20 protein-coding genes are annotated in these 20,720 nt (G+C 72.6%); 7 read left to right on the top strand and 13 right to left on the bottom strand.

The annotated features are described in order from the left end of the window. Positions 1–26: 26 nt before the first annotated feature. Positions 27–1,469, bottom strand: a complete 1,443-nt coding sequence (locus ACULK4_RS05760) for a helix-turn-helix domain-containing protein (RefSeq protein WP_445965611.1) — start codon at positions 1,467–1,469, stop codon at positions 27–29. A 128-nt stretch (positions 1,470–1,597) separates the two neighbouring features. On the opposite strand from ACULK4_RS05760, the gene ACULK4_RS05765 reads away from it, so the two are divergent. Continuing rightward, the gene (locus ACULK4_RS05765) at positions 1,598–3,472 is read left to right on the top strand and encodes a phosphoenolpyruvate carboxykinase (GTP) (protein WP_445965610.1); all 1,875 of its coding nucleotides are present in this window, start codon (positions 1,598–1,600) and stop codon (positions 3,470–3,472) included. A 93-nt stretch (positions 3,473–3,565) separates the two neighbouring features. On the opposite strand, the gene ACULK4_RS05770 is transcribed toward ACULK4_RS05765, so the two are convergent. Then, complete coding sequence (locus ACULK4_RS05770) at positions 3,566–4,078, bottom strand: CHRD domain-containing protein (protein WP_445965609.1); 513 nt, start codon at positions 4,076–4,078, stop codon at positions 3,566–3,568. Positions 4,079–4,276: 198 nt separating this feature from the next. Here ACULK4_RS05770 and ACULK4_RS05775 point away from each other — a divergent pair, with 198 nt between their 5' ends. Continuing rightward, positions 4,277–4,672, top strand: coding sequence for a DUF1622 domain-containing protein (locus ACULK4_RS05775; protein WP_445965608.1), 396 nt, complete (start codon positions 4,277–4,279; stop codon positions 4,670–4,672). A gap of 50 nt (positions 4,673–4,722) precedes the next feature. Here the strand turns inward: ACULK4_RS05775 and ACULK4_RS05780 are convergent, their stop codons facing one another. The 5 genes from ACULK4_RS05780 to ACULK4_RS05800 form a co-directional block, all read right to left on the bottom strand. Next, positions 4,723–5,190 (bottom strand): 2'-5' RNA ligase family protein, encoded by a 468-nt coding sequence (locus tag ACULK4_RS05780; RefSeq protein ID WP_445965607.1) that lies wholly within the window; start codon positions 5,188–5,190, stop codon positions 4,723–4,725. 40 nt (positions 5,191–5,230) lie between these two features. After that, positions 5,231–6,022, bottom strand: coding sequence for a hypothetical protein (locus tag ACULK4_RS05785; RefSeq protein ID WP_445965606.1), 792 nt, complete (start codon positions 6,020–6,022; stop codon positions 5,231–5,233). A gap of 151 nt (positions 6,023–6,173) precedes the next feature. Continuing rightward, positions 6,174–8,219 carry an ABC transporter ATP-binding protein gene (locus ACULK4_RS05790; protein ID WP_445965605.1) on the bottom strand — a complete coding sequence of 682 codons (2,046 nt, stop codon included), beginning with the start codon at positions 8,217–8,219 and terminating at the stop codon, positions 6,174–6,176. 125 nt (positions 8,220–8,344) lie between these two features. Then, positions 8,345–9,241, bottom strand: a complete 897-nt coding sequence (locus ACULK4_RS05795; RefSeq protein WP_445965604.1) for a carbohydrate kinase family protein — start codon at positions 9,239–9,241, stop codon at positions 8,345–8,347. Next, positions 9,225–10,145, bottom strand: a complete 921-nt coding sequence (locus ACULK4_RS05800) for a pseudouridine-5'-phosphate glycosidase (RefSeq protein WP_445965603.1) — start codon at positions 10,143–10,145, stop codon at positions 9,225–9,227. Before ACULK4_RS05800 ends, ACULK4_RS05795 begins: the two co-directional genes overlap by 17 nt. Before the next feature lie 43 nt (positions 10,146–10,188). Between ACULK4_RS05800 and ACULK4_RS05805 the strand changes: the two genes are divergently transcribed. The 4 genes from ACULK4_RS05805 to ACULK4_RS05820 all read left to right on the top strand — a co-directional run bounded on the left by ACULK4_RS05805 (position 10,189) and on the right by ACULK4_RS05820 (position 13,295). Then, a complete protein-coding gene (locus tag ACULK4_RS05805; RefSeq protein ID WP_445965602.1) occupies positions 10,189–11,115 on the top strand; it encodes an ABC transporter ATP-binding protein in 927 nt (308 codons plus the stop codon). Beyond that, complete coding sequence (locus ACULK4_RS05810; RefSeq protein WP_445965601.1) at positions 11,112–11,864, top strand: ABC transporter permease; 753 nt, start codon at positions 11,112–11,114, stop codon at positions 11,862–11,864. The genes ACULK4_RS05805 and ACULK4_RS05810 overlap by 4 nt, the downstream gene beginning before the upstream one ends. Positions 11,865–12,016: 152 nt before the next feature. After that, complete coding sequence (locus ACULK4_RS05815) at positions 12,017–12,844, top strand: ABC transporter permease (protein ID WP_445965600.1); 828 nt, start codon at positions 12,017–12,019, stop codon at positions 12,842–12,844. A 100-nt stretch (positions 12,845–12,944) separates the two neighbouring features. Next, a complete protein-coding gene (locus ACULK4_RS05820) occupies positions 12,945–13,295 on the top strand; it encodes a hypothetical protein (RefSeq protein WP_445965599.1) in 351 nt (116 codons plus the stop codon). 12 nt (positions 13,296–13,307) lie between these two features. Here ACULK4_RS05820 and ACULK4_RS05825 read toward each other — a convergent pair whose 3' ends face one another. Continuing rightward, positions 13,308–13,733 carry a four-helix bundle copper-binding protein gene (locus ACULK4_RS05825; RefSeq protein ID WP_445965598.1) on the bottom strand — a complete coding sequence of 142 codons (426 nt, stop codon included), beginning with the start codon at positions 13,731–13,733 and terminating at the stop codon, positions 13,308–13,310. Between the two features lie 253 nt (positions 13,734–13,986). Between ACULK4_RS05825 and ACULK4_RS05830 the strand changes: the two genes are divergently transcribed. Continuing rightward, complete coding sequence (locus ACULK4_RS05830) at positions 13,987–16,671, top strand: AMP-binding protein (RefSeq protein WP_445965597.1); 2,685 nt, start codon at positions 13,987–13,989, stop codon at positions 16,669–16,671. Here the strand turns inward: ACULK4_RS05830 and ACULK4_RS05835 are convergent. From ACULK4_RS05835 to ribD, 5 genes are all read right to left on the bottom strand, one after another. After that, a complete protein-coding gene (locus ACULK4_RS05835; RefSeq protein WP_445965596.1) occupies positions 16,631–16,996 on the bottom strand; it encodes a hypothetical protein in 366 nt (121 codons plus the stop codon). The genes ACULK4_RS05830 and ACULK4_RS05835 overlap by 41 nt on opposite strands. Positions 16,997–17,117: 121 nt before the next feature. Then, positions 17,118–17,588: a 6,7-dimethyl-8-ribityllumazine synthase gene (ribH, locus tag ACULK4_RS05840; protein WP_445965595.1), complete on the bottom strand. Its 471-nt coding sequence runs from the start codon at positions 17,586–17,588 to the stop codon at positions 17,118–17,120. Further along, positions 17,585–18,889, bottom strand: coding sequence for a GTP cyclohydrolase II (gene ribA / locus ACULK4_RS05845; RefSeq protein WP_445965594.1), 1,305 nt, complete (start codon positions 18,887–18,889; stop codon positions 17,585–17,587). Before ribA ends, ribH begins: the two co-directional genes overlap by 4 nt. Beyond that, complete coding sequence (locus ACULK4_RS05850; protein ID WP_445965593.1) at positions 18,886–19,587, bottom strand: riboflavin synthase; 702 nt, start codon at positions 19,585–19,587, stop codon at positions 18,886–18,888. The genes ribA and ACULK4_RS05850 overlap by 4 nt, the downstream gene beginning before the upstream one ends. Positions 19,588–19,589: 2 nt before the next feature. After that, on the bottom strand, positions 19,590–20,654 hold the full coding sequence (ribD, locus tag ACULK4_RS05855; RefSeq protein WP_445965592.1) for a bifunctional diaminohydroxyphosphoribosylaminopyrimidine deaminase/5-amino-6-(5-phosphoribosylamino)uracil reductase RibD: 1,065 nt from the start codon (positions 20,652–20,654) through the stop codon (positions 19,590–19,592). Positions 20,655–20,720: the final 66 nt, after the last annotated feature.

Raw genomic sequence — 20,720 nt, forward strand, 5'->3', positions numbered from 1 at the left:
AAGGATGTCTCGCCGGGACGTACGTCCTACTCGTTGGCGTGCGCCTCGAGGAAGGCGTAGACCTCGGCGTCGTCGACGCCGGGGAAGGTGCCGGACGGCAACGGCGACAGCACGTGCGCATGCAGGCGCGCGCTCGGCCACGCCTGCCCGGCCCACCGCTCGGCGAGCCCGTCGGGCGCACGGCGGCAGCACGACTCGTCGGGGCACGTCGAGGTGGCGCGCACGGTGGTCTCGCGCCCGCGGAACCACTTCGCCTGGTTGAACGGCACCCCGACCGTGATCGAGAACTCCCCGGCATCCGTCCGTCCCGTCTGGGTCGCGTCCCAGAACGTGCCCGCCGGGGTGTCGGTGTACTGGTAGTTCTCGGTCGTGCGGTTGGTGTGCTCGAACGCCCGGCGGGCGCTCCAGTGCTTGCACACCCACTGGCCCTCGATCGACCCCGTGACATCCGTCGGCAGCGGCAGGCCGTCGTTCTCGTAGCCCTTCAGCAGCGCGCCGTCGCCGTTCACGCGGAGGAAGTGCACGGTCATGTCGAGCCGGCTCGTCGCGAGGTTCGTGAAGCGCAGTGCCGCCGCCTCGTGGGTCACGCCGAACGCGTCGCGGAAGTCCTCGATCGCGAGCCGCTTCTCCTTCTTCGCCTCCTGCAGGAACGCCACCGACGCGTCCTGCGGCATCAGGCATGCGGCCGCGAAGTAGTTGATCTCGAGGCGCTGCCAGAGGAACTCGTCGTAGCTGGCCGGCGGCTCGTGCCCGAGCAGGCGGTGCGCCATCGCCTGCAGGGCCATCGAGCGCAGTCCGTGCCCGCCGGGGATCGACGCCGGCGGCAGGTAGATGCGCCCGTTGGCGAGGTCGGTGATCGAGCGGGTCGAGTCGGGCAGGTCGTTGACGTAGATGAGCTGGAATCCCAGCTGCTCGGCCATGACGCTCACCTCGCGGTGCGTGAGCGCGCCCGAGCGGTGGCCCGACGCGCGCACGCGCTCCTCGGCGAGTTCCTCGATGTCGGGCAGGTGGTTGGCGCGCTCGCGCATGCGTTCCCGCAGGACGGTGTTGGCGCGCCGCGCCTCCTCGGGCGTCGCGATCGCCTCGATGGCCCGGCGCTCGAGCTCCCGATGGAGGCCCACGATCGCCTCGAGCGATTCGTCGCTCATGCCTCGCGAGGGCTTCACGTGCGGCAGGCCGAGCGCCGCGTACAACGGGCTCGACTGCGCGCGCGAGAGCTCGAGTTCGAGGGCGGCGCGCCGGCTCGGCGCTTCGCGCGAGAGCAGGTCGGCGAGGTCGACCTGCAGGGCCGACGCGAGCGCGTCGAGCGTGGACAGCTTCGGCTCGCGCTTGCCGTTCTCGATGAGCGAGAGCTGACTGCCGGCGAGCCCCACCGCCGCGCCGAGCTGGTCGAGCGTGAGGCCGCGCTCGCCGCGGTAGTGGCGGATGCGGTGGCCGAGCGTGGCCAGGTCTGGACTCCCGAGCTTCATGCCTTCAGAATATAGAAAGAACCTGGATTCTTAACGCCGGATTTCGTCGAACGGATTCCGCTTCTGCAATCAGACTGGAATGACATCACCGATCCCGGTGCTTCCCGAACTTCCACGAAGGGACGACGATGACCATCTCCGACTTCACCGTCAACGGCCCCGGCCACGCCGCCGACGAGCAGGCGCACCGGCGGGGCACGACCGACCCGGCGCTCAAGGCGTGGGTCGCCGAGATCGCCGCCCTGACCAAGCCCGACGAGATCGTCTGGTGCGACGGCTCGAAGCGCGAGGCCGACGATCTCACGCGCGAACTCGTCGCCGAGGGCAAGTTGATCAAGCTCAACCCCGAGTGGCGCCCCAACAGCTACCTGGCCCGGACCGACCCGTCGGACGTCGCGCGCGTGGAGGACCGCACGTTCATCTGCTCCACCTACGAGGAGGACGCGGGCCCGACCAACAACTGGCGCGACCCGCACGCGATGCGCGAGGAGCTCACCGAGGTCTTCGACGGCTCCATGAAGGGCCGCACGATGTACGTCGTGCCGTTCTCGATGGGCCCGCTCGGCGGCCCCATCAGCCAACTCGGCGTCGAGATCACCGACTCGCCCTACGTCGTGCTGTCGATGGGCATCATGACGCGCATGGGCGAGCAGGTGTACCGCATGATCGAGGCGGGCGAACCGTGGGTGCGCACCATCCACTCGCTCGGCTACCCGCTCGTCGACGGCGTCGGCCACCGCCGCGACGACGTCGAGTGGCCCTGCAACGACACCAAGTACATCGTGCAGTTCCCCGACTCGCGCGAGATCTGGTCGTACGGCTCGGGCTACGGCGGCAACGCGCTCCTGGCGAAGAAGGCGTTCGCGCTGCGCATCGCCTCCGTGATGGCGCGCGACGAGGGCTGGCTCGCCGAGCACATGCTGCTCATCAAGATCACCTCGCCCGAGGGCAAGGCCTACCACGTGGCCGCCGCGTTCCCGTCGGCCTGCGGCAAGACCAATCTGGCCATGCTGCAGCCCACGATCCCCGGTTGGAAGGTCGAGACCATCGGCGACGACATCGCCTGGATGCGCCCCGGCGAGGACGGACGCCTCTACGCGATCAACCCCGAGGCGGGCTTCTTCGGCGTCGCACCGGGCACCGGCGAGTCGACGAACCCGACCGCGGTCGCGACGCTGTGGGGCAACACGATCTTCACGAACGTCGCGCTGCGCCCCGACGGCGACGTCTGGTGGGAGGGTCTCACCGACCAGCCGCCGGCCGAGCTCACCGACTGGGAGGGCAACCCCTGGACTCCCGCGTCCGGCCGCCCCGCTGCGCACCCGAATTCACGGTTCACGGTCGCCGCGGCGCAGTGCCCGCAGATCTCCGACGACTGGGACGCCCATGACGGCGTGCCGATCGACGCGATCCTCTTCGGCGGCCGTCGCGCCACGAACGTGCCCCTCGTCGCCGAGGCGCGCAGCTGGAAGCACGGCGTGTTCATGGGCGCGACGATCTCGTCCGAGCAGACGGCCGCGGCCGAGGGCACGGTCGGCGAGCTCCGCCGCGACCCGTTCGCGATGCTCCCGTTCTGCGGCTACAACATGGCCGACTACTGGGGTCACTGGGTCAAGATGGGCCGCATCCTCGACGTGAACGCGCCGAAGATCTTCCAGGTCAACTGGTTCCGCAAGGGCCACGACGGCAAGTTCCTCTGGCCGGGCTTCGGCGAGAACTCGCGCGTGCTCGAGTGGATCGTCGGCCGCGTCGAGGGCACCGCCGAGGCGCGCGAGACGCCGATCGGCCTCGTGCCCGCCGAGGGGTCGCTCGACCTCGACGGCCTGGACATCTCGCAGGACACGGTCGACCACCTCTTCGAGGTCGACCCGAAGACCTGGCTCGACGAGTGCGACCTCACCGAGGAGTACTTCGCGCAGTTCGGCGACCGCGTCCCGGCCGCCCTGCGCGCAGAGCTGTCCAGCCTGCGGTACCACCTGCAGCAGCAGGCGCACCAGGGCTGACGACCCGGCGGCGACGGATGCCGCGGGCGGGGCGTGCACGGGAAGGCGCGCCACGCCCGCGGCATCCGTCGTCTCGTCTCACGTCGGGCGTGATCAGTCGATCTGGCCGCGGATCTCGCCGCCCGGTATATCGCCCGGCTCGTTCGTCACGGGAGCCACTCCGTCGTTGGTGTGCACGTTGACGTACGCGTCGCCTGCGTCGATCGCGTCGACCAGTTCGCTCAACGGCTCGCCGGCGAGCGGTCCGACGAGGTCGTCGGCGGTGATCGTTCCGGTGGCCAGCACTCCGCTGGTCCGCCCGGACCCGGGCACGGCCGGACCGTAGAGGAACGTCACGACGGCGCCGTTCACGCCGGCCGGTGCGAGATGGATGTGCGCCGCGACCGGGTTCTCGAGGTTCGCCACGATGAGGCGGTAGTCGAGCTCGGTGCCGTCGGAGGAGAGCTTGAAGACGGCCTGGCCCTGGGCGAGCGACGCGTTCGTCGGCACCTCCTCCGCCGCGCTGAGGTGTGCCGTCCAGTTCGTGTCGTCCGCCTGGGCGGCGATGGGCGTCATCGAGGCGGCCACGGCCAGGGTGGCGGCGAGCAGGAACTTGGTGACTCTCATGATCGGACCCCTGTCAACTGGCATCGCCCGACCTCGGCGTCGGCCGATGCCTGCATTGTGGACCCGGTCGGCGCGCGCGTAAAGGGCAGGGCGCCGGGCGTCCCGGCTGCGATGCGGTCCGCGGCGACGTTCGCGCCACGCGCGCGGCATCCGTCGTCTCGCCGTGCGCCGGGGCTACCGTGAGCCCCGGGAGGGCGCATGGAGTTCGGGACGGCCATCACCCGCGTCGGCGAGGTCATCGACATCATCGGCGTCATCGCGATCGTCGTCGGCGTGCTCTACGCGCTGGCGGATGCCGCGGTGCGCCGCCTCCGGCGGACCGGCCCCGTCTACGCGCGCTTCCGCCGCGTGCTCGGGCGCGGCATCCTGATCGGCCTCGAACTGCTCGTCGCCGCGGACATCATCCGCACGGTCGCCGTCACGCCGACGATCGAGTCCGTGAGCGTGCTCGCGCTCATCGTGCTCATCAGGACGTTCCTCAGCTGGTCGCTCGAGGTCGAGATCTCCGGCCGTTGGCCGTGGCAGAAGGCGCGCGCCGGCGCCGTCGAGCCGGAGGAGGCCGCGCCGGGTGCCCCCTCCGCCGAGCGCGTCTAGCAACGTGCCCGCGCGGCGTGCCGGCCGCTTCGGTACGGTCCGGGCGCGAGTCACTCCAACGGCCAGACGGCGACGACCGTCCGCATCGCCCGTCCCTCGGGAGGGCGGAGATCGACGAGCGCGACCTGGGTCAACCGGATGGTGCGGCCGGGCGCGATCGAGCCGTGGGCGGTGTCGGTCACGTGCGGGCGGTAGTCGAGCCGGGCACGGGCGACGTCGACGTCGGCGTCGCGCAGGGCCGCGAGGAGGCGCACGCGCATCGCGCCGAGTGGGCCGGGGTCGCGGATGAGGGTGACGGGCACGTCGCGCTTGGGGCCGAACATCGCCCGATCGAACGCGTCGGCGACGATCGCCCGGCGTCCGTGCAGCACGGGGCCGAGGAGCTCGACGACCCAGGCGGCATCGTGGCGGGTCTCGAACGGCTCGAGGACCGTGACGTGGAGCGGCCACGCGGCGACCGCGAACGCCTCGCCCACGGCGGACGGCTCGAGCGGCAGGACGACGGCGAAGCGGCCCATGCGCCCAGCGTACGCGGGGCCATGGGCCGCTTCGGTCGTGTCAGATGCCTGCCTCGCCGAACAGGTCGAGCAGCGCGTCCGGCGCGAAGCGGATCTCGATCGAGCCGGTGGGACCGCCGCCCGCGGCGCCGACCCAGAGCCCCGAACCCTCGTGCACGCGCATCCATCCGTCGCGGAACACGACGTCGGCGCCGAACACGATGCCGATCACGGGCGACTGGCCGGCGCGCACCGCGATGGACCCCTCGAGGTCGTGCTCGGCACGGGCGTCCACGTCCTCACGGGCCTCGACGCCCACGAGCGGGCGCACTGCCGGGGTCGCGAAGCCGGGTGCATCGAAGGGGCTCGCGGATGCCGCGTCCGGCACGACGCCGACCCGCACGCTCGTCGAGGCCAGCGCCGTCTCCGCGCGGCCGTCGAGGACGAGCCGGCTGCCGACGCGGAAGCGGTAGAACACGCGGCCGTCCGCCGGGGCGGCGGGGAGCACGACCGCGGTCGCCCAGTTGCGCGACCACGCGAGCGCTCCGCCCTGCCGGTTCGGCGGGTCGTAGAGGCTCGCGGTGATGCGCACGGCGCCGTCGGTGCGCGTGGGCGCCGAGCGGAGCGAGCTGTGACGTTCTCCGTCGGGCGCGATCGTGCGAGCCTGCTCGAAGGCCGGCAGGCGCTGGGTGTCCCATTCGCGCAGCCAGGTCTGCAGGCGCGCGCGGAGGGTGTCGAAGGCGGGGCCGGGGTCGTCTGCGGCCGTTTCGGTGGGCGCGGCGTCGAGCACGGCCGCGAGGTCGCGAGCGGGCAGGCCGCGGTCGGCGGTGCGAGGGGCGTCGAGCATGGTCATGGTGGTCCTCCGTCGGTGCGGCGCGGTCGCGCCGGGTGACTCGAATGGAGGACACGCTACGAACGCGACGCAGCGGCGGCATCCGCGTACGCCCCGGGATCGGGTGGGGGTCAGCCCTGAGCGGGAGGTGGCGGCCCGCCTCGGGCCGACCTCAGACGAGCAGCTGGTGCTCGGCGAGCTCGCGGTAGAGCGGCACGGTCTCGACGAGCTGCTCGTGCGTGCCCTCGCCGATCACCCGGCCCTCGTCGAGGACGATGATGCGGTCGGAGTCGACCACGGTCGACAGCCGGTGCGCGATCACGATGAGCGTGCGGCCGGCCGACACGGCATCGATCGCCTCGCGCATCATGCGCTCGTTGACGCCGTCGAGCGAAGAGGTCGACTCGTCGAGCAGCAGGATCGGCGGCGCCGCGAGCAGGGCCCGCGCGATGGCGAGACGCTGGCGCTCGCCGCCGGAGAGCATGATGCCGTTCTCGCCGACCTGCGCGTCGAGCCCGGCCGGGTCGCGCTCCAGCACGCCGCCGAGGTTCACGGCCTGGAGGACGTGCACGCACTCCTCGTCGGTCGCGTCGGGACTGCCGAGCCTGAGGTTGTCGCGGATGGTGCCGGCGAGCACGGGTGCGTCCTGCTCGACGTAGCCGATCTGCGCCCGCAGCTCGGTGCGGTCGATCGAGCGCAGGTCGAGTCCGCCCATCCGGACCGTGCCGACGCTCGGGTCGTAGAACCGCTCGATGAGCGAGAGGATGGTCGACTTGCCCGCACCGGACGGCCCGACGAGCGCGATCCGCCGGCCGCGCGGCACGCGGAACGACACGCCGCGGAGCACGGGCTGCCGGTCGGTGACGTCGGGCTCGGGGAGGTGCTCGTCGGGGGAGTCGTTGCCGGGATCGGCCGGATCGGACGGACGGGTGAGCGCGTACGCGAAGTGCACGTCGTCGAACTCGACGGCCGCGGCATCCGGCAGCAGGCCCTCGTTGGCTGGGCCGACCATGACGGCGCGTGCGGCGATGCGGCGGTCGTGCTCGTCCTCGTCGGGAAGGTCGAGGATCTCCTGGATGCGCCCGAGCGCGCCGAGCGCCTGGTTCACCGAGGTGATCGCGCCGAACGCCTGCCCGAGCGGCAGGATCATCATGAACAGGAACAGGATGAACGCGACGAGCTCGGCGATCGTGATGGCGCCGGATGCCACGCGGAAGCCGCCGACGCCGAGCACGACCAGGAACGACACCTGCATCGCGATGCCCGCGATCGGCACGATGAGCGCCGAGATCTTCGCGACCTGCACGCCCATGCGCCACGCGCCCTCGGCCTGCACGCCGACGTCGGCGATCTCGCGCTCGGTGGCGCCGGCGGCGCGGATGGTGCGCACCGACGTGATCGCACGCTCGACGGATGCGGCGACGTCGCCGACCTTCTCCTGCGCCGCGCGCGACGCCTCGCGCACGCGCGCCGACAGCAGCGTGACGGTGGTGACCGCGATCGCGACGACGAGCACGGTGAGCCCCAGCAGCACCGGGTCGATGATGAGCATCGCGATGATCGCGCCCACGAATGTCACCGCGCCGCCGATCGCCTCGACGAGGCCCTGCGTGAGCACCGCGCGCAGCATGGTGGTGTCGCTGCCGACCCGCGAGACGAGGTCGCCGGTGCGGCGCGTGTCGAACTCCGCGATGGGCAGGTGGAGGATCTTCGCGACGAGCTGCTTGCGGCTCGAGAGCACGACGCCCTCGCCGGTGCGCTGCAGCAGGTAGTGCTGGTAGCCGGTGATGATCGCGCTCAGCACCACGAGGCCGACGAGCGCCCACACGAGGCCGTCGAGGGGGTCGCCGGCCTCGACGATCGTGATGACGCGGCCGACGAGCAGCGGCTGCGCCAGGCTCGCGACGGCGCCGACGATCGAGAGCACGGCGACGACGATGAGCACCGGCCGGTGTTCGAAGATGAACGGCAGCAGCTGCCGGAACGTCGCCCGAGGACCGGGCGGGGTCTCGCCGCGTCGGCCGAACGGGTTGCGTCGTGAGCCGCCCCCGGAGCGGCCGCCCGTGGCGGGCTTCGGGGCTGAGCCGCCGTCGGGCCCGGTCTCGGCGGTGCGCCGGCCGGGCAGGGGGATCCCGCCGGTGCGCGCGGAGCGTGCCGCAGCGCGTTCCGCGGCGCGTGCCTCGGCTCGGGTGCCGGGGCGCATCTCGATCTCGCTCATGTCGTCTTCCTGTCGCGTGGCGTGCGACTGCGGCATCCGTCACGGCGGTCGCGGGCCGCCTTGCAGCATACGATGCGGGGCTGGGAGCCGCGCGCGCGTGCCGGATCTGTGGAGAACCGGCCGCGTCAGGCCGGCGTGCCCGCACCCGGCGAGGCGATGACGGATGCCGCGGCCTCGTGCCCCGCGAGGCAGGCCGCCGTGGCATCCGCGCCGCCGATCGCCGCGGCGAGGTAGCCGGCCGCGAAGGCGTCGCCCGCCCCGGTGAGGTCGCGTACGCCGGCCACCGGGGCGACCGGGACCCGCGCCACGAGCACGCCGTCGTCGAACACCCCGGTCGGCGCCGGGCCGTGCTTCACGACGAGCCGACGGCCGACGGATGCCGCGACCGGGCCGCCGCCGGCGACGCCGAGCAGCTGCGCCTCGGTCTCGTTCGCGAACAGCACGTCGGGCCGCAGCTCGGCGTACCAGCCGAGCACGCGCTCGACGCCGAGCCCGTCGAGGAGCCCGGTGGACGAGGCGTCGATCGAGACGCGCGCCCCGCGCTCGCGCGCCAGCCCGACGAGCCGCCGGACCTCGCTGCGCATCGGCTCGTGCTCGAGGCCGTAGCTCGGCACGTGCAGCCATCCGATGCCCCCGAGCCACCCGGCGTCGACGCCGTGCAGCTCGGCCGCGGCGGCGCGGTCGGGGAACATCGTGCGCTCGCCGTCGGGCGCGACGATGAGCACGACGGCGCCCGTGCGGCCGTCCCGCTGCACGCGCACGTCGACGCCGGATGCCGCGAGCGCCGCCTCGAGCGTGCGCCCGGCGCCGTCGTCGCCGACGCGCCCGATGAATCGGGTCGGCGTGCGGGCCGCGGCGTGCGCGGCGACGTTCGCGGCGCTGCCGCCGCGAGCGCGGAAGACCTGCGCGGCCGAGTCGGTGGCCGCGCGGATCGGCTCGGTCGCCCAGACGACGACGTCCTCGAGGAGGTCGCCCACGACGACGAGGACGCCCCCGGCGGGCGGGTCAGCGGGCGAGCCCACGTGCGATCTCCGCGCCGAGGAGCGCATTGCCGCGGTACACCGCCAGGTTCACCTCGAGGCTGCGCCCGCCCGTGGCGCGCCGGACGAAGTCGAGCAGGAACGGAGTCGTGTCGTGCCCGGTGACGCGTTCGGCAGCCGCTGCCGAGAGCGCCTCGGCGAGGACCCGGTCGTGTACGGCGGGGTCGAGCTGTTCGGACTCGGCGACGGGGTTGGCGACGAGCACCGCCGAGTCGAGGCCGAGCTCGTCGCGCGCACGCGCCACGCCGGCGGCCTCGGCCGGGGAGTCGACGCGCGCCGGGACCGGGAACCCCGAGTCGGCCACGTAGAAACCCGGGTACCGGTCGGTCCGGTAGCCGACGACGGTGATCCCGAGCGTCTCGAGCCGCTCGAGCGTGGCGCCGATGTCGAGGATCGACTTCACGCCCGCGCTGACGACCGTGATCGGCGTGACGGCGAGCGACGGCAGGTCGGCCGACTCGTCGAACGTGTCGGTCGCGCCGCGGTGCACGCCTCCGAGCCCGCCCGTCGAGAACACGCGGATACCCGCGCGGTGCGCGAGCCACGCGGTCGCCGCGACGGTCGTGCCCGCATCGAGCCGCCGGGCGCGAGCCACCGGCAGGTCGCGCGTGCTCGCCTTGACGACGTCGTCGGACCCGCAGAGCCGCTCGATCTCCGACGCGTCGAGTCCGACGGTCGGCACGCCGTCGATGACGCCGATGGTCGCGGGTTCGACGTCCGCGTCGCGCACGAGCGCCTCGGTCTCGAGCCCGACGTCGAGGTTGCGGGGCACCGGCAGGCCGTGCGTGAGGATCGTCGACTCGAGTGCGAGCACCGGGCGGCCGGCCGCGACGGCGTCGCGAACGCGGTCGGCGATGCGGATGCCGGCGGAGGGGGCGGTCTGCATGCGCCTCATGCTATGTCGGCGGCCGGGTCTAAGGTGATGAATCGTGCCGCAGCCCGTGATCGTCGCCCGAGACCTCGTCAAGCGCTACGGGGACTTCGCCGCCGTCGACGGCCTCTCGTTCGAGGTCGCGCCCGGCGAGTCGTTCGGCCTGCTCGGTCCGAACGGCGCGGGCAAGTCCACGACCATGCGCATGATCGGCGCGGTCTCGACGCGCACCGAGGGCGAGCTGTCGATCCTCGGGCTCGACCCCGACCGGCACGGTCCCGACATCCGCTCGCAGCTCGGCGTGGTGCCGCAGGCCGACAACCTCGACATGGAACTGCGCGTGCGCGAGAACCTGCTCGTGTACGGCCGCTACTTCGGGCTGCCGCGCCGGGTCGTCGCCGAGCGCGCCGACGAGCTGCTCGAGTTCGCGCAGCTCGCCGACCGCGGCCAGGCGAAGGTCGACGCACTGTCGGGCGGCATGAAGCGCCGCCTCACGATCGCGCGCGGGCTCATCAACGACCCGCGGATCCTCCTGCTCGACGAGCCGACGACAGGCCTCGACCCCCAGGCGCGTCACATCCTCTGGGATCGACTGTTCCGGCTGAAGGAGCAGGGCAAGACGCTCGTGCTCACGACCCACTACATGGACGAGGCGGAGCAGCTCTGCGACCGGCTCGTCGTCGTCGACCACGGCCGCATCATGGCCGAGGGGTCGCCGGCCGAGCTCATCCGCCAGTACTCGTCGCGCGAGGTGCTCGAGCTGCGGTTCGGCTCCGACCGCAACGAAGAGGTCGCGCGCGCGCTCGAGGGCTCCGGCGACCGCATCGAGGTGCTTCCCGACCGCATCCTCGTCTACACGGCCGACGGCGAGGCCGAGCTCGAGCGCATCTCGGCGGCCGGGCTGCACCCGATCACGAGCCTCGTGCGCCGCTCGAGCCTGGAGGACGTCTTCCTGCGCCTGACCGGACGGACCCTGATCGAATGAGCGACCTCCCCTCCGCGGGTCGAGGAGGCCCGAAGGGACGACTCCACGCCCGGCCGACGGATGCCGCGACCGACGGGGCGACGACGGATGACGCGCGCCGCGCGATCGCGGGCGGCGTCCGTCCGCGCCGTTTCGGCGCGTGGTACGTCGCCGAGCACCGCTTCCGCGTCATGTGGTCGTACGCGCAGACGATCCTCGTCACGGGGTTCGGCGAGCCGCTCATCTACCTCTACGCGATGGGCGTCGGGCTCGCGACGCTCGTCGACCGGAACCTGTCGCTCGAGGCCGGCGGCGTCGGGTACCTCGTCTTCGTGGCGCCCGCGCTGCTGTGCAGCGCGGCGCTCACGACGGCGATGATCGAGTTCTCGTACCCGGTCCTGCTCGGCTACAAGTGGAATCCGACGTTCAGCGGCATGCACTCGGGCCCGATCAGCCCGGGGCAGATCGTCGACGGACTCGTGATCTCGGTCGTCGTGCGCCTGACGGCGACGGTGGCGATCTACTACGCCTTCATGCTCCTGTTCGGCGCCGTTCCCTCGTCGACCGGCTGGCTCGCCGTCCCGATCGCGACGCTCACGGGCATGGCGTTCGGCACCCTGCTCATGGCGTACGCCTCGTCGATCCGCGAGGACACCGGGCAGCTCGCCATGGTGCAGCGCCTCGTCGTGCTGCCGCTCACGCTCTTCTCGGGCACGTTCTTCCCGCTCTCGCAGCTGCCGTGGTTCCTGCAGTGGATCGGCTGGATCTAGCCGCTCTGGCACGGCACCGAGCTGTCGCGCGTGGCCACGTTCGGCTACCCCGAACCCGTGTGGCTCAGTACGTTGCATGTCGTCGTCCTCCTGGCGATGACCGCCGCCGGCTGGGTTTGGGCGCGCCGCATCGCCGGCCGGAGGCTCGCCGCATGACCTTCGTCGACCACGCACTCGAGCACCGCGCCGCGCCCCGCCGCGGCGTCGGCGCGCTGTACGCGGGCAACTCGCGCGCGGTCGTGTACCGCGGCTGGCGCGCGACGCGCTCCACGAACTGGCTCGTCATGATGAGCGGCCTGTTCGAGCCCGTCTTCTACCTGCTCTCGCTCGGCATCGGACTCGGCGCGCTCGTCGGCACGGTCGCCGTCGACGGCCGCGAGGTGCCGTACGCGGCATTCATCGCCCCGGCCCTGCTCGCGGTCGCCGCGATGAACGGCGCGATCTACGACTCCACGTGGAACGTGTTCTTCAAGATCCGCTTCGCCAAGCTCTACGAGGGCATGCTCGCCACCTCGCTGGGCCCGCTCGACGTCGCCTTCGGCGAGATCTCGTTGGCCCTGCTGCGCGGCGCGCTCTACGCGGGCGGCTTCATGCTCGTCATGCAGGTGCTCGGGCTCAACCTGTCGTGGTGGGCTGTGCTCGCGATCCCCGCGGTGCTGCTCATCGCCTTCGGCTTCGCGAGCATCGGGATGGCGATCACGAGCTACCTGACGACGTTCCAGCAGATGGACTGGATCAACTTCGTGATGCTGCCCATGTTCCTGTTCTCGGCGACGTTCTACCCGCTGACGGTGTACCCCCAGCCGATCCAGTGGTTGATCCAGGCGCTGCCGCTGTGGCACGGCGTCGAGCTCGTCCGCGGCCTCACCACGGGGGTCGTCGGGCCCGGGCTGCTCGTGCACGTTGCCTACTACCTCGTCATGATCGTCGTGGGCATGGTCTTCACGACGAAGCGCCTCCGTGCGCTGTTCCTCGACTGAAGCGGCCGATCCGGGAGTGTTTCCGCGTGTGACGGCCGTCGGCGACATCCGCTCGGCCCCGGCGTATCGTCGCCTGCACCACGAACTCAGAGGAGCCGCCATGTCGACGCCACAGCCGCACGCCGCCGCCGAGTCCCGCACGGGCCTCGCGATGGGCATGCGCGGCTGCGTCGAGGGCGAGGCGTGCGCGAGCGACCGGCCGGGCCACGGGCTGCACCCGATGCAGGAACGACTGGCGCGGATCGCCGCGAGCAGGTGGGTCGACGCAGTGGTCGTCGACGTTGCGGCCGACGGCTTCGTCGACCTGGTCGACCTCGATGGCGGCCGGCACCGCGTCTGGCACCACGGTGCGGCGCAGGGCCGGGTCGTGGTCGGCGACCCGGTGGCCCTGCACGGCGTCTACGGCGTGCTGGCTCGCGGTGACGACCGCTTCAGCGTCGCCGCCGTCTGAGCCGAGCCGCGGTCAGCTCGCGGGCATCATCTCCCGCATCGAGCCCATCATCTTCTCCATCGCCATCGCCGCCTGATCGCAGGCCATGGCGCACATGCGGCAGTGCTCGGCCATGTCGGCGTGCTTCGAGCACTCCTCGGAGCACGCGCGGCACATCGCGACGCACGCCTCCATCATCGACATCATGACGGTCATGTCGTAGCCGTTCGTGCGCAGCATCATCCGCATCATGACGTCGCACACGTCGGCGCAGTTCGAGCACATGGCGCCGCAGCGCCCCATGCCCTCCGCCGCGTCGGCGTCGGCGCACATCACGCACGCCTGCGAGCACGCGGAGAGTGCCTCCATGGCCTCCTGCATCATCGACATGTCCATGCCCTTCATGGGCATGTCCGACCCCGACATCGCGCCCTTCATCATGTCCATCGTCATGTTCATCGGTGCACCTCGTCGTCTCCGGGGGCCGGGCGTCGACGTTGCCGGCTGCGGACCCGGCGACCCTGTCGGCGGCCATGCTACGCCGGGGCGGGGAGGGCCAGAAGGGGGTGGCGGGATACGGGGGAGCGTGGCAAACGGTCGAGGGAGTGCGACGAACGGTGACGTCGAGCGATTTCGGTGAGCGTCGGGTGTCACGTAAGGTTAGCCTCACCTTGCCTACCGACCTCGCGTCTCTCACACGAACGGCCACCACGTGCGTACGACCCTGACCCGGACCGAGCCCACCGCGCTCGACCTCCTCGGCGGCGACCCCGACGCGCCTGCCCTCGTGACGCCCGCGGCATCCGTCGACTACGCGGAGCTCGCCGATCGCGTCGCCGCACGCCGCGCGGAACTCGGCACGGGCCGCCGGATGGTCTTCCTCGCCGGATCGAACACCGTCGAGTCCGTGGTCACGTACCTCGCGGCGCTCGCGGGCGGACACCCGGTGCTGTTCGTCGCGCCCGACGCGGGCGGCGGCGCAGGGCTCGACGCGCTCGTCGCCCGATACGAGCCCGACGTGGTCGTGCGCGCCGGCCTCGACGACGTCGCCATCGAGGACCGCGGCGGGAGCCGGCACCGGTTCCACCCGGACCTCGCGCTGCTCGCGAGCACCTCGGGCTCGACGGGATCACCCAAGCTCGTGCGCCTCTCGCGAGGCAACGTGCTCGCCAATGCGCGGAGCATCGCCGAGTACCTCCGGCTGACCCCGGCCGACCGGGCCGCGACGACCCTGCCCCTCCATTACTGCTACGGCCTCAGCGTCGTCAACAGCCACCTCATCGCGGGCGGCAGCCTGCTGCTCACCGACCGTTCGGTGGTCGAGCCGGGCTTCTGGGCCGACTTCGACGCGCACGAGGCGACCTCGATCGCCGGCGTGCCGTACACGTACGAACTGCTCGAGTCGACGGACTTCGCGCGGCGACCGCACCCGACGCTGCGGTACGTCACGCAGGCGGGCGGGCGGCTCGCGCCCGAGCGGGTTCGGCGGCTCGCGCGACTCGGCCGTGAAACGGGCTTCGACGTGTTCGTCATGTACGGGCAGACCGAGGCGACCGCGCGCATGGCCTACCTGCCCCCCGAGCTCGCCGAGACCGCGGCCGGCGCCATCGGCGTGCCGATCCCGGGCGGCGCGTTCCGCATCGACGAGACGGTCGGCGGCGGCGCGCCCGGCGAGGGCGAGCTGGTGTACTCCGGCCCCAACGTGATGATGGGCTACGCAGAGACGCCCGACGACCTCGCGCGCGGTGCGGAACTCGCCGAGCTCCGCACCGGCGACCTCGCACGCCGGCGCGACGACGGGCTGGTCGAGATCACCGGACGCCTGAACCGGTTCGTGAAGGCGTTCGGCCTGCGGCTCGACCTCGACCTGATCGAACGACGGCTCGCGGATGGCGGCCTCGAGGCGCGGGCGGTCGGCGTCGACGAACGGCTCGCGGTGTTCGTGCGCGAGGAGCGCTCGGTCGGCCGAGCGCACGCGTCGGTCGCTCGCATCACGGGCCTGCCGCCGCACGGGTTCGACGTGCACGCGATCGCCGAGTTCCCCCGCACGCCCAACGGCAAGCCCGATCATGCGGCGCTCCGCGCGCACGCATCGCTGCTGCAGGCGACGGATGCCGCGGTGCCGGCGACGCATGCGACGGATCCTGTGGCCGATCTCCGCGACCTGTACGCCGAGCTCCTCGGTCGCCCGGACGCGACCCCGGACGACAGCTTCACGACCCTCGACGGGGACTCGCTGAACTACGTCGAGCTCGCGCTGCAGCTCGAGGCGCGCCTCGGCGCACTGCCCGCCGACTGGCCGAGCCGGAGCATCCACGACCTGTCCACGCTGTGCGGGTCGAGGATGCCCGTCAGGGCCGTCTCGAGAGCCGAGGAGCCGGTATCGGAGTCCCCTGCGGCGGTCTCAAGACGGCCTGGCGGCCTCCTCGACCCGCAGCGGCGCCGCATCGCGCGCGTCGAGACCTCGGTCGTGCTCCGTGCGCTCGCCATCGTGCTCATCGTGGCCACCCACGCCGACGTCGTCCAGCTGCAGGGCGGCGCGCACCTGCTCCTCGCGGTCGCGGGGTTCAACCTGGCCCGGTTCCGGCTCACCCCGGGGCACCCCGGGACCGGCGCGGCACCCGGCGACCTCCGCGCCGTTCGCTCGAGCCGGGTCCGCGGGCTGCTGCGCAGCGTGCGCGCCATCGCCGTTCCGGCCGTGCTGTGGGTCGGAGGCGTGGCGCTCGTCGCTCGGACGTACGATCCCGCCACCGTCGCCCTGTCGAACTGGCTCGTCGGCTCGTACGACGGGTGGACCGACCAGTGGCACCTCTGGTTCCTCGAAGCGCTCGTCTGGGCGATCCTCGCCGTGACCGCGATCGTCGCCGTGCCGCGCCTCGACGCGCTCGAGCGCCGTCGGCCGTACGCGTTCGCGGCCGTCGTGCTCGTCGCCGCGCTCGCGCTGCGCTACGCCGTCTCGGGTGGGCCCACGTCGTCGTCGCCGCTGCATTACGCGCTGCCGGGCGTGGCCTGGCTCATCGCGCTCGGCTGGCTGATCGCCCGGTCGACGACGACGCGAGGCCGGGTGGTGGCGAGCGTCGTCGTGCTCGCCACCGTTCCCGGGTTCTTCGGTGATCCGGTGCGCGAGGGCGTCGTGATCGCGGGCCTCGGCCTGCTCGTGTGGGCGACGAGCCTGCCGGTGCCGGCGTTCCTGGCGGGCGGGCTCGGCACCGTGGCATCCGCCTCGATGTTCGTGTACCTCACGCACTGGCAGGTGTACCCGCCGATCGAGGAGGTGTCGCCGCCGCTCGCGATCGCGGCGTCCTTCGGCGTGGGGATCGGGGCGTGGTGGGGCTGGGACCGAGTCGCGGGGTGGGTCAGCGCCAGGCGACCGCGACGATCACGTTCAGCAGCGTGAGACCGCCGATCGCCCACAGCGCCCACGACGGCGCCGGCGCCTTCTTGCGGTAGACGAACACGAGCACGGTGATGACCACCGCGACGAGGAGCTTGACCGCGACCTTGATGTTGTCGGTGTCGTAGAGGTCGCCCATCTCGATCACGCCGACCAGCAGCAGGCCGGTGACGAGCTGCGTCAGCGCGCCGTGCACCATCGCCGGCACCACGGTGCCACGTCCGGCTCCGATGGCCTTCACCTGCACGAGGAAGCCGCCGAGCAGCGACGCGAGGCCGACGAAGTGGAGGATGACGAGGATGATGCGGATGATCTCGAGGGCGGTCATGCCCCCGAGCCTATGAGCCGGGCCGCGTCCGGGGCCAGCCGGACGGCCCTCGCCGCGGCAGATTCAATCGAAGGTCGGATGCCGCGTGGTGCCCGCGCCGATGGCCGCGGCAACGCCGTCGTCAGCCGCGCAGCGCGCGGAGCGCGTTCGCGGTGACGATCGCCGCCTCGGCCGCCTCGCGGCCCTTGTCCTCCTTGGAGCCGGGCAGGCCGGCCCGGTCGAGGCCCTGCTGCTCGTCGTCGAGGGTGAGCACGCCGAAGCCGACCGGCTTGCCGGTGTCGAGCGCGACGCGCGTGAGCCCGTCGGTCGCCGCCGACGACACGTACTCGAAGTGCGGGGTCCCGCCGCGGATGATCACGCCGAGCGCCACGACCGCGTCGGCTCCCGCCTCGAGCGCCGCCTTCGACACGACCGGCAGTTCGAAGCTGCCCGGCACCCGCACGAGCTCGAACGAGGCGCCCGCCGAATCGAGCGTGCGCGTCGCGCCCGCGATCAGGCCGTCGGTGATCTCGTCGTGCCAGCTTCCTGCGACGACGACCACGCGAAGCCCGCGGCCGTCGACGTCGAGTTCGGGGGATCCGGCTCCGCTCATGATGCGTGTCCTCTCAGCAGTGCGTCCGCGGCCGCGTCGGTGAGCTGGCCGTCGTCGATCGAGTGTCCCATGCGCGTGCGCTTGGTCTCGAGGTACCCCGCGTTGCCGGCGCCGACGCCCACCACGAGCGGCAGCCGGTCGGCCACGCGGATGCCGTGGTGCTCGAGCTGGCGCACCTTCTCGGGATTGTTCGTGAGCAGGCGGACGCGGTCGATGCCCAGCTCCTCGAGGATGGCGCTCGCGGCAGAGTAGTCGCGCGCGTCGATCGGCAGGCCCAGGGCGAGGTTCGCGTCGAGCGTGTCGAGGCCCTCCTCCTGCAGCCGGTACGCGCGGAGCTTGTTGATCAGGCCGATGCCGCGGCCCTCGTGTCCGCGCAGGTAGACCACCACGCCGCCGTACTCCGAGATCGCGGCGAGCGCCGCGTCGAGCTGCGACCCGCACTCGCACTTCAGGGAGCCCAGTGCCTCGCCCGTGAGGCACTCGGAGTGGACGCGCACGATCGCGCCGTCGGGGTCGGACGAGGGTTCGCCCGCGATGATGGCCAGGTGGTCGGCGCCCGTGCCGCGGTCGCGGTAGGCGCGCACGCGGAAGTCGCCGTGCTCGGTCGGCAGCAGCGTCTCGACCTCGAACAGCACGCGCGACGTCTCGGCGACGGCCGCCGGCGCCTCACCGGCAGCGAGGTCCTGCCCGCCGTGGTGCTCGAGCAGCCAGTCGATGAGGGCGGCGACCGTCGTGACGGGCAGCCCTTCGCGCTCGCCGAGCTCGATGAGGCCGGGCAGCCGCATCATCTCGCCGTCGTCGGCGACGAGCTCGCCGATCACGCCGACCGGTGAGAGGCCGGCGAGCCGCATCAGGTCGACGGCGGCCTCGGTGTGGCCGGCGCGCTCGCGCACGCCGCCCTCGACCGCGCGCAGCGGGATGATGTGGCCGGGCCGGATCAGCCGGTCGGGCGTGGACTCCGGGTCGGCGAGCACGCGGAGGGTGTGCGCGCGCTCGCCCGCCGAGATGCCCGTGGACATGCGCTCGGCGGCGTCGACGGAGATCGTGTACGCGGTGCCGCGCAGGTCCTCGTTGCGCTCGACCATGAGCGGCAAGCCGAGCCGGTCTGCCACGGCGTTCGGCATGGGCGCGCACAGGAAGCCGCTCGTGTTGCGGACCATCCACGCGATCCACTCCTGCGTGGCGAACTCGGCGGCCATGATGGCGTCGCCCTCGTTCTCGCGCGCCTCGTCGTCGGCCACGATGACGGGCTTGCCGGCGCGCAGCGCCTCCAGCACCTCGGGGATCGTCGCGAGGCTCATCGCGCACCCCCGTCCGCCACGCCGGCGGGTTCGGAGGCGCGCACCGATTCGCCCGGCGCGCCCGGCTCGTGCAGCGACGACGGCAGTGCGCGGTGCGCGTCGAGCCGCAGCATCCGCTGCACGTGCCGTGCCAGCACGTCGGTCTCGAGGTTCACGCGGTCGCCGACGGCGAGTCCGCCCAGCGTGGTCGCCGCGAGCGTCTCGGGAATGAGCGACACCTCGAACCACGACCCGTCGGGCTCGTCGCCGAGCGCGCTGACGGTGAGCGAGACGCCGTCGACCGCGATCGACCCCTTGTCGACGACCAGCGCGGCGAGCGCGTCGGGCAGCGCGAAGCGGACGACGCGCCACTCGTCGCCCGGACGCACCTCGAGCACCTCGGCCGTGCCGTCGACGTGGCCCTGGACGATGTGCCCGCCGAGCCGGTCGCCGACGAGCGCCGCGCGCTCCAGGTTGACGGGGCGCCCCTCGGCGACGTCGTCGAGTGTCGACATGCGCAGGGTCTGGGCCATGACGTCGGCCGTGAACGACTCCGCGTCGGAGTCGACGACGGTCAGGCACACGCCCGACACCGCGATGGAGTCGCCGTGGCGCACGCCCTCGACGACCTTCGGCCCCCGGACGGTGAGTCGCACCACGTCGGCGTGCGGCTCGACGCGCGCGACCGCGCCGAGCTCCTCGATGATTCCGGTGAACATGCTCAGGCCTTCTCTCGGGTGGTGGGGTAGGGATGCGCGGTCGCGCGCGGGCGAGCGACGACGAGGAGGTCGTCGCCGAGCCGCACGAGGTCGGCGAAGTCGAATCGGAGGGCGTCGGCGATCGTGGCGACGCCGACGTCGGCGACGGCGGTCCGGGGGCCGCCGATCACCGCGGGGGCGAGGTACACGAGCAGTTCGTCGGCGAGCCCAGCCGAGAGGAACGCGCTCGCGAGCGTCGGACCGCCCTCGACGAACAGGGAACGGATGCCGCGGCGCTGGAGCTCGCCGAGGTCGGATCCGAGGTCGTCGCCGGTGAACTGCAGCACGTCGTGCGGGTGACGCGTGAGCGCGGCGGCGGCGGGAACCTCGCGGCGGCCGAACACGACGGGGACCGGCTGTGATTCGAGCAGCTCGCCGTCGGCGTCGCGGGCCGTGAGCGACGGATCGTCGGCGAGCACGGTGCCCGTGCCCACGGCGATCGCGTCGGAGGCGGAACGGCGCAGGTGCACGTCGGCGCGGGCCTCGGGGCCGGTGATCCAGCGGCTCGATCCGTCGGCGGCGGCGGCGCGCCCGTCGAGGCTCGACGCCCACTTCACGGTGACCCGCGGGCGACGCGCGCGGGCGGCGAAGAGCCAGTCGCCGAGGAACGCCTCGACCTCGTCGGCGAGCGTCCCGACCTCGACCTCGACGCCGGCCTCGCGGAGCGTGCGCGCCCCGCCCGACGAGTGGTCGCCGGGGTCGTCGACGGCGTACACGACGCGGGCGATGCCCGCCTCGATGAGCGCGTGCGCGCACGGCCCGGTGCGACCCGTGTGGTTGCACGGCTCGAGCGTCACGATCGCGGTCGCCCCGCGTGCCGCGCCCGGCGCGAGCCGCTCGAGTGCGTCGACCTCGGCGTGCGGGGTGCCCGCACCGCGGTGCCACCCCTCGGCGAGGGTCCGGCCGTCGGGCGCGAGGATGACGCAGCCGACGCGCGGGTTCACGCCTCGGGCGGGTCCGCGTTCGGCGAGGACGAGCGCCCGGCGCATCGCCGCGGCATCCGTCACCGCTCGCGTGCCCGTGGACATCGGTGCCTGCCTTCCAGGCTCCGGGGATCCCGGCGACGCGGGAATCGGCGGCGCAAGGCGCCGCCC

Source organism: Agromyces selenitireducens, from assembly GCF_052748465.2.

Bases quoted from the DNA above. Each gene is read 5' to 3' on its own strand.
- ACULK4_RS05760 (WP_445965611.1), bottom strand. From the start codon at position 1,469: ATGAAGCTCGGGAGTCCAGACCTGGCCACGCTCGGCCACCGCATCCGC.
- ACULK4_RS05765 (WP_445965610.1), top strand. From the start codon at position 1,598: ATGACCATCTCCGACTTCACCGTCAACGGCCCCGGCCACGCCGCCGAC.
- ACULK4_RS05770 (WP_445965609.1), bottom strand. From the start codon at position 4,078: ATGAGAGTCACCAAGTTCCTGCTCGCCGCCACCCTGGCCGTGGCCGCC.
- ACULK4_RS05775 (WP_445965608.1), top strand. From the start codon at position 4,277: ATGGAGTTCGGGACGGCCATCACCCGCGTCGGCGAGGTCATCGACATC.
- ACULK4_RS05780 (WP_445965607.1), bottom strand. From the start codon at position 5,190: ATGGGCCGCTTCGCCGTCGTCCTGCCGCTCGAGCCGTCCGCCGTGGGC.
- ACULK4_RS05785 (WP_445965606.1), bottom strand. From the start codon at position 6,022: ATGACCATGCTCGACGCCCCTCGCACCGCCGACCGCGGCCTGCCCGCT.
- ACULK4_RS05790 (WP_445965605.1), bottom strand. From the start codon at position 8,219: ATGAGCGAGATCGAGATGCGCCCCGGCACCCGAGCCGAGGCACGCGCC.
- ACULK4_RS05800 (WP_445965603.1), bottom strand. From the start codon at position 10,145: ATGCAGACCGCCCCCTCCGCCGGCATCCGCATCGCCGACCGCGTTCGC.
- ACULK4_RS05810 (WP_445965601.1), top strand. From the start codon at position 11,112: ATGAGCGACCTCCCCTCCGCGGGTCGAGGAGGCCCGAAGGGACGACTC.
- ACULK4_RS05815 (WP_445965600.1), top strand. From the start codon at position 12,017: ATGACCTTCGTCGACCACGCACTCGAGCACCGCGCCGCGCCCCGCCGC.
- ACULK4_RS05820 (WP_445965599.1), top strand. From the start codon at position 12,945: ATGTCGACGCCACAGCCGCACGCCGCCGCCGAGTCCCGCACGGGCCTC.
- ACULK4_RS05825 (WP_445965598.1), bottom strand. From the start codon at position 13,733: ATGAACATGACGATGGACATGATGAAGGGCGCGATGTCGGGGTCGGAC.
- ACULK4_RS05835 (WP_445965596.1), bottom strand. From the start codon at position 16,996: ATGACCGCCCTCGAGATCATCCGCATCATCCTCGTCATCCTCCACTTC.
- ribH (WP_445965595.1), bottom strand. From the start codon at position 17,588: ATGAGCGGAGCCGGATCCCCCGAACTCGACGTCGACGGCCGCGGGCTT.
- ribA (WP_445965594.1), bottom strand. From the start codon at position 18,889: ATGAGCCTCGCGACGATCCCCGAGGTGCTGGAGGCGCTGCGCGCCGGC.
- ACULK4_RS05850 (WP_445965593.1), bottom strand. From the start codon at position 19,587: ATGTTCACCGGAATCATCGAGGAGCTCGGCGCGGTCGCGCGCGTCGAG.
- ribD (WP_445965592.1), bottom strand. From the start codon at position 20,654: ATGTCCACGGGCACGCGAGCGGTGACGGATGCCGCGGCGATGCGCCGG.